The sequence below is a fragment of the Olleya sp. ITB9 genome, from assembly GCF_001315805.1.
GTDB classification, from domain to species: domain Bacteria; phylum Bacteroidota; class Bacteroidia; order Flavobacteriales; family Flavobacteriaceae; genus Olleya; species Olleya sediminilitoris.
This window is the reverse complement of sequence record NZ_BCBW01000038.1, coordinates 107,022-114,475: the sequence shown is the minus strand read 5'-3', so window position 1 is coordinate 114,475 and position 7,454 is coordinate 107,022. Positions and strand designations below refer to the sequence as shown.

Annotated in this window: 7 protein-coding genes; 6 read left to right on the top strand and 1 reads right to left on the bottom strand. The window is 30.0% G+C overall.

Going from position 1 to position 7,454, the window contains the following annotated elements:
• Positions 1-73: 73 nt before the first annotated feature.
• Entirely contained in the window at positions 74-250 is a 177-nt protein-coding gene (tatA, locus tag ITB9_RS11190) for a twin-arginine translocase TatA/TatE family subunit (RefSeq protein WP_054852293.1), read from the bottom strand.
• 115 nt (positions 251-365) lie between these two features.
• Between tatA and ITB9_RS11185 the strand changes: the two genes are divergently transcribed.
• Genes ITB9_RS11185 through rfbA form a run of 6 tightly spaced genes read left to right on the top strand, consistent with a single transcriptional unit; the run spans position 366 to position 7,453 of the window.
• Positions 366-1,235 (top strand): M23 family metallopeptidase, encoded by an 870-nt coding sequence (locus ITB9_RS11185; protein ID WP_028606661.1) that lies wholly within the window; start codon positions 366-368, stop codon positions 1,233-1,235.
• Positions 1,235-2,737 (top strand): GH3 auxin-responsive promoter family protein, encoded by a 1,503-nt coding sequence (locus ITB9_RS11180; RefSeq protein WP_054852292.1) that lies wholly within the window; start codon positions 1,235-1,237, stop codon positions 2,735-2,737. Before ITB9_RS11185 ends, ITB9_RS11180 begins: the two co-directional genes overlap by 1 nt.
• A gap of 28 nt (positions 2,738-2,765) precedes the next feature.
• Entirely contained in the window at positions 2,766-4,457 is a 1,692-nt protein-coding gene (locus tag ITB9_RS11175) for a hypothetical protein (RefSeq protein WP_054852291.1), read from the top strand.
• 14 nt (positions 4,458-4,471) lie between these two features.
• On the top strand, positions 4,472-5,551 hold the full coding sequence (locus ITB9_RS11170; RefSeq protein ID WP_054852290.1) for a hypothetical protein: 1,080 nt from the start codon (positions 4,472-4,474) through the stop codon (positions 5,549-5,551).
• A gap of 10 nt (positions 5,552-5,561) precedes the next feature.
• Positions 5,562-6,578 carry a dTDP-glucose 4,6-dehydratase gene (gene rfbB / locus ITB9_RS11165; RefSeq protein ID WP_054852289.1) on the top strand — a complete coding sequence of 339 codons (1,017 nt, stop codon included), beginning with the start codon at positions 5,562-5,564 and terminating at the stop codon, positions 6,576-6,578.
• 11 nt (positions 6,579-6,589) lie between these two features.
• The gene (gene rfbA / locus ITB9_RS11160; RefSeq protein WP_054852288.1) at positions 6,590-7,453 is read left to right on the top strand and encodes a glucose-1-phosphate thymidylyltransferase RfbA; all 864 of its coding nucleotides are present in this window, start codon (positions 6,590-6,592) and stop codon (positions 7,451-7,453) included.
• The last annotated feature ends 1 nt before the right edge of the window (position 7,454 follow it).

Sequence of the window (7,454 nt, the reverse complement as noted above, 5' to 3'; positions counted from 1 at the left end):
TTTAAAGGATTCAATTTAAAAAAACCGAATGATCAAATCATGCATTGGGTTTTTTTATAATAATTAAGTAAGATTACTTTTTATCGTTAATTTCTTCTTCTTTACTAGCGTCTTTAAATTCTTTAATTCCGCTACCTAGACCACGCATTAATTCAGGGATTTTCTTTCCTCCAAATAATAGTAATACTAAAACGACTACTACAGCTATTTGCCAAGGTCCAATTGCTAAAAATATACTTGCTGAAATCATAACTTTAAATTTAGATCACAAAGTTAATAATTAAACTTTAATAATAACGTTAAAACATTAACTTTAGCTTTAGCTAAAGCTGTTAGACTAAATTTTATTTACTTTTGTTTTTAATATGACAAAACCCGAAAAAAAATCTAAAAAAATTAAGAAGAAATTACTTCACAGATATCGCTTAGTAATATTAAACGAAGATACTTTTGAAGAGCGCTTATCTCTTAATTTAAACCGGTTAAATGTATTTATAATAGGTACATTATCGGCAATTATATTAATTGTATTTACTACTATTTTAATAGCATTTACGCCTTTAAAAGAATACATACCTGGATATTCTTCTACTTCACTTAAAAAGAAAGCGGTTAAATTAAGTTCTAAAACTGACTCTTTACAACGTGTTATTGATTTAAACGAAAAATATTTTGCTTCAATAAAACAAGTATTAAAAGGCGAAGTAAGTACAGTGCAATTTGACAGAGACTCAATAATACAAGCAGCAAAATTAGAAGCAAGTCAGATTGACTTAAGTCCAATCAAAGAAGATTCGTTATTAAGACAAAAAGTAGATAAAGAGGATAAATATAATTTATTTGAAACTGCTACATCAAGAGCAAACTTTGTACTATTTCCACCGGCAAGTGGTACCATAAGCCAAAGCTATAACAGTAAAACCAAGCATTTTGCTGTAGATGTTGTTTTAGCTAAAGACACACCAATTAAAGCCACAGCAGACGGAACAGTAATTTTTGCAGAATGGACAGCACAAACAGGTTTTGTAATTATTCTAGAGCATAGTAATGGACTAATATCTGTTTACAAGCATAATGCTTCTTTAACTAAAGCACAAGGTGATTTAGTTAAAGCAGGAGAGGTAATTGCAACGTCTGGTAATACAGGAGAATTAACTACAGGACCTCATTTACATTTTGAATTATGGAGTGATGGTTATTCTGTAAACCCAACTAATTTTATAGATTTTAAATAATGCTATCAATAAAAGCAGCTTTAGCAAAACCCTTTGCAAAACGCATATATAAAAAAGTTCAAAAATGGGCCAACAACCCTATTGAAACTCAAGATAAAGTCTTTAAAGAATTAATAAGCGAAGCAACTCAGACCGCTTTTGGTAAAGATCACGATTTTGTAAGTATCAAGACCTACCAAGACTTTGTTAACCGAGTTCCGATAAGAGATTATGAAGCATTAAAACCTTACGTAGATCGTGTAGTTGCAGGAGAAGAAGATGTGCTTTGGAAAGGAAAACCTATTTATTTTGCTAAAACCTCAGGAACAACCTCAGGAGCAAAATACATACCATTAACCAAGCAAAGTATGCCTAATCATGTAAATGCAGCGAGAAATGCAATACTATTATATATACATGAAACTGGTAACGCTAAGTTTGTAGATGGTAAAATGATTTTTTTACAAGGAAGCCCAATACTTACAGAGCAAAACGGAATTCAGTTAGGTCGTTTGTCAGGTATTGTTGCACATTATGTTCCAAAATATTTACAAAAAAATAGAATGCCTTCTTGGGAAACTAATTGTATTGACGATTGGGAAACTAAAGTAGATGCAATTGTAGAAGAGACAGTCAATTTAGATATGTCTATTATCTCAGGAATTCCATCTTGGGTACAAATGTATTTTGAAAAACTACAGCTTAAAACAGGTAAAAAGGTTGGTGATATATTTAAAAATTTCAATCTATTTATTTTCGGAGGTGTTAATTACGAACCTTACAGAGCTAAATTTGAAAATCTAATAGGTCGTAAAGTTGATAGTATAGAATTATATCCAGCAAGCGAAGGTTTTTTTGCATATCAAGATAAACAAAACCAAAAAGGGATGTTACTTCAATTGGATTCTGGTATGTTTTATGAGTTTGTAAAAGCGGACGAGTTTTTTGATGATAATCCAAAACGTATCACCATTAAAGATGTTGAGGTTGGCGTAAATTATGTTATGTTAATTTCAACAAATGCTGGACTTTGGGCTTATAATATTGGTGACACAGTTATGTTTACAGACACAAAACCTTACAGAGTTATTGTATCTGGACGTATAAAACATTTTATTTCTGCTTTTGGCGAACACGTTATTGGTAAAGAAGTAGAACAAGCTATAAAAGAAGCAACAGCAAACACAAATATTAGAATTAACGAGTTTACAGTTGCACCTCAAATTAACCCAAAATCAGGTTTACCGTATCATGAATGGTTTATAGAATTTGAAAATCAACCTGAAGATCTTTCCGCTTTAGCGAAAAAAATAGACCAGTCTTTACAACAACAAAACAGTTACTATTTTGATTTAATAGCAGGCAAAGTTCTGCAACCTTTACAGATTAGTAAAGTCGAAAAAAATGGATTTCAAAACTATATGAAGTCAATAGGAAAATTAGGAGGACAAAATAAAATACCACGTCTTGCCAATGATCGTAAAATTGCAGACGCTTTAAAAGGGTATTTATTACCTAAATAATATTATCTTTGAACGTTAAATATTCCATATGAGTAGCATGATAAAGAAACATGAAAGAACGAGAGCTCAAGAAAGCTCAAATGCAATAGAGCGCATGTATATAACTATGCGTCACTTGTTTAATAGAGGTTTTTATAAGCCAATGGGTGTGTCTGGAGAGACCTTAAGAGAAGCATTATTAGTGCTTAGACCAGAAATTTATGGATCTATTGCTGACGAAAAAGCAGAACTTGAAGGCTTACTTTACGTCGTAGACAGGTTACCTCATGGTATTGAAGAATGCCGATTTATAAATTTAACCAGTGATGAAGGTTATAAAGACTCTCATTTTGAATCAATAATTCCGCCTAAACGTAGAAGAAATTGTTACAGAATTGACGATGAGCAAATGAATATTGAGATTACAAGAGGACGATCTGAAATCTACGATATTTTAACCCATTTAACCTTTTTATTTGTCGAGTCTCATAAAATAAGCAAACGCGTTATTATTGATGATAACGGTTCTACAACACGTGATTGGCAAAAATTAGAAGCTGCAGTACTTAACAAGAAAAAGTTAACCCAAAAAGAACGCGAAATAGCAATCACACATACTGCTAATATTTTAGGTCGTACGTTTAAAGAGTTATCAAGTGTATACAATGTATTTGCTCTTCCAAATAAACCAGAACGTTTATTACAAATTGTATATTGGTTAGGTAAATTAGCTATTGAAGAAGTGGTTAGTAATAATAAACGTACTGTAACGTTTAGCCCTGTTTTAAGAGAGCGTTTAGGACACCATATTCATGGCGAAATTTGGGCAAATACTATAAAAGAAACACTTAAAAAAGAAGGACTTTTAGAAAGACCAATCCATATTATTAGTGCAAATTTACATAGTGTAATGAATACGCTTTACGCACCAATAGCCTTAAAAGCAGAAACCTCTAAATCAGAAATTTTTAAGGTTTATGAAGCATTAAGTCAAAGTGATAATAAAGCCTTACGAAATAAAGTGATCCAAAAAGCTGAAAAGCAAGGGATGATTTATATTAAAGATACATCAGGAACAAATATTGATGTTCAGATTTTTGATACTTCAAAAATAGACTTATCTAAAACAGATTTAAATCTACCTAAGCAAGATAATAAATCAGAAGCACCTGTGCTTTTTGTGATGGATTATGCTTTTGGTGAACAAGCTTATGAGACTATTGACGAGTTTTTAAAGCCTTTTACTGATGAAGATGAAAAAACGCATTTAAATATCGAGTCTATTTCTATAATGGGAAAAGCAGGTATTTTAGAAGGCGGAAAAGGAGATATTATGATTCCTTCTGCTCATATTTTTGAAGGTACAGCAGATAATTATCCATTTAAAAACGAACTTTGTAAATCTGATTTAGAAGGTCAAGGTGTTGAGGTTTTTGAAGGGTCAATGATAACTGTATTAGGAACATCTTTACAAAATAAGGATATTTTAAAATTCTTTTATAATTCAACATGGAATGTCATTGGACTAGAAATGGAAGGAGCACATTATCAAAAAGCCATACAAGCAGCATCAAAAGTTAGAGCTAGTATAAGTCCTGATGTTAAAGTAAGGTATGCTTATTACGCTAGTGATAACCCATTAGAAACTGGAGGTACTCTAGCATCTGGAGGATTAGGAACCTCTGGTGTCAAACCAACCTATCTAATTACAAGAAAAATCTTACAACAAATATTTAATTAATAATTATAAACAAAATGAGTCAAGAATCACCTAACAAGAACGATAATAATAAATCAGAAGAAGTAGATTTATTAGTCTTTTTTAACTTAATAGGGAGTGCTTTTGGTAAAGTTTATTCTTTCTTTGAGAAGATTGTAATGACTATTTATAAATTGATTATAGCTATTCTAAAACACTTATTTGCTTCTGCTAAATGGTACGCTTTAGGATTAATTCTAAGTTTTTCTTTAGGTTGTTTAATAGATAGTTATAAAGAAAATTATTATGGAGCTAATATGTTTATCGAAACAAACTTTAATTCAACTAGACAAGTTTATGAAAATATACGAAATCTTAAACAGTTAGCATCAATAGACCATGATAGTAAGGAAATAGCAAGACAATTAAAAATAACAGAAGAACAAGCTAGTCACATAAAAAACTTTTACATAGTTCCTGATATTGACAAAAATACGCAAATGGAAATGTATATTGAATATAGGTCAACATTAGATTCCGTTTCAAAATTAAAGTCAACTTTTAAAGATTATTTAAAGGGTTTAAACAATTATAGTTTTACAGCTCATAAATTAGCTGTTTTATCAACAGATAAAAATATTTATAAAAATTTAAAAAATAATTTTATTGCCTTTTTAAGAAAAAACCCATATTTAGATTCTCTAAAAAATATAAATATTATAAATATCAAGGCTAAAATCACTGATTTAAAAAGTCAAATAAACAAACTTGACTCTTTAAATAATAGTTATTTATCAATTAGAATTAAAGAGTCTGACAAATCTGTGAATTCTAAAGGAAGTAATGGTACAAATTTTTATATGGGTAATTCCCAACCAAACGAATTATTAGTTGATGAATCTAAGATTACATCCCTTTTATTTTCTTTAAAACAAGAAAAAACAGAATTAGAAAACGAACTTAACCTAAATCAAAATATTATAGATGTTGTATCTGATTTTCCACCATCTGGTTACGATGTTTCAAAATGGACTGATTATAAAAAATATACATTACCCATTTTAACACTTATTTTTATTTTTATTGTAATTATGTTACTTAATTTAAATCGTTTTTTAAAACAACATAACGAGTAATTTAAGTTTTATGTGTAAATCAACAATATTAGTAACTGGAGGAGCTGGTTTTATAGGGTCTAATTATATTAATTATTTTCTAGATCGTTATCCTCAAAAAAATATTGTGAACATTGATAATTTGACTTATGCAGGAGATTTATCTAATTTAAGGTCTATTGAAAATCACAAAAATTATACCTTTATTAAAGGGGATATTTGTAATAAGGAGTTAATTGAAAAATTATTTTTAAAATATCAATTTGAAGGAGTGATTCATTTTGCTGCAGAGTCTCATGTTGATAATTCAATTACTAATCCTAGTGCTTTTATAGATACAAATATAACAGGAACATTCAATTTGATTGATGTTGCCAAAGTACATTGGATGACATCTCCCTTCAAGTTTAGAGAAGGTAAGGAGAATAATCGTTTTCACCATATATCTACAGATGAAGTCTATGGTAGTTTAGGAGAAATCGGTTTATTTACAGAAGAGACACCTTACGCTCCAAATAGTCCTTATAGTGCTTCAAAAGCATCATCAGATCTAATTGTACGAAGCTATTTTCATACTTATGGAATGAATGTAGTGACTACAAATTGCTCTAATAATTATGGACCAAAACAACATGATGAAAAGTTAATACCTACTATTATAAAAAAAGCTATTTCAGGTGAAAATATTCCAATTTATGGTGATGGTAAAAATATCAGAGATTGGTTATATGTAGTTGATCACTGTAAAGGGATTGATTTAGTTTATAAAACAGGAAAAGCAGGGGAAACTTATAACATTGGAGGAAGAAATGAGCGTAATAATTTAACAATTGTTGACAGTATATGTTCAATTTTAGATAAAATTAGACCATCTAGTAAATCCTATAAAGAACAAATAACATTTGTTAAAGATAGACCTGGACACGATTTTAGATACGCAATAGATGCATCTAAAATAGAAAAAGAATTAGGTTGGAAAGCTGATGAGAATTTTGAATCTGGAATTAAGAAAACAATAGATTGGTATTTAGCGAAGTATATTAATTAAAAGAGTTAAAAATGAAAGGAATAATACTTGCAGGTGGTTCAGGCACTAGACTTCACCCATTAACTAAAGTATTAAGTAAACAGTTGATGCCTATTTACGATAAGCCGATGATATATTATCCTTTAGCGACTTTAATTAACGCTGGTATCAGAGAGATTTTAATTATTTCAACTCCAGATCATTTACCCTTATTTCAACAATTATTAGGGAATGGCTCGCATTTAGGTTGTGAGTTTCAATATGAAGTTCAAGCTGCTCCTAACGGATTAGCGGAAGCTTTTATTATAGGGAAAGAGTTTATTGGTAAAGACAAAGTAGCATTAATTTTAGGTGATAATATATTTTATGGAACAGGGTTATCCGATTTGTTAAAATCAAATAATGATCTCGATGGAGGTATAGTTTACGCTTATCATGTTACAGACCCTGAGCGTTATGGTGTTGTAAATTTTGATCAAAATGGTAAAGCATTATCTATTGAAGAGAAACCTCAAAAACCAAAATCTAATTACGCAGTTCCTGGAATATATTTTTATGATAATAGTGTTATACAGATAGCTGAAAATATAAAACCAAGTTATAGAGGAGAATTGGAAATTACAGATGTAAATAAAGTGTATTTAGAAAAAGGTAAACTACAAGTATCAATCTTGGATAAAGGTACCGCTTGGTTGGATACAGGTACATTTAATTCTTTGATGCAAGCGTCACAATTTGTTCAAGTTATAGAAGAACGTCAAGGTCTAAAAATAGGAGCTATTGAAGAAGCGGCATATAGAAGCGGATTTATATCAAAGCAACAATTAATAGATTTAGCAACACCATTACTTAAAAGTGGTTATGGAGAGCATTTAATTAGTTTAGTAAATCAATAAT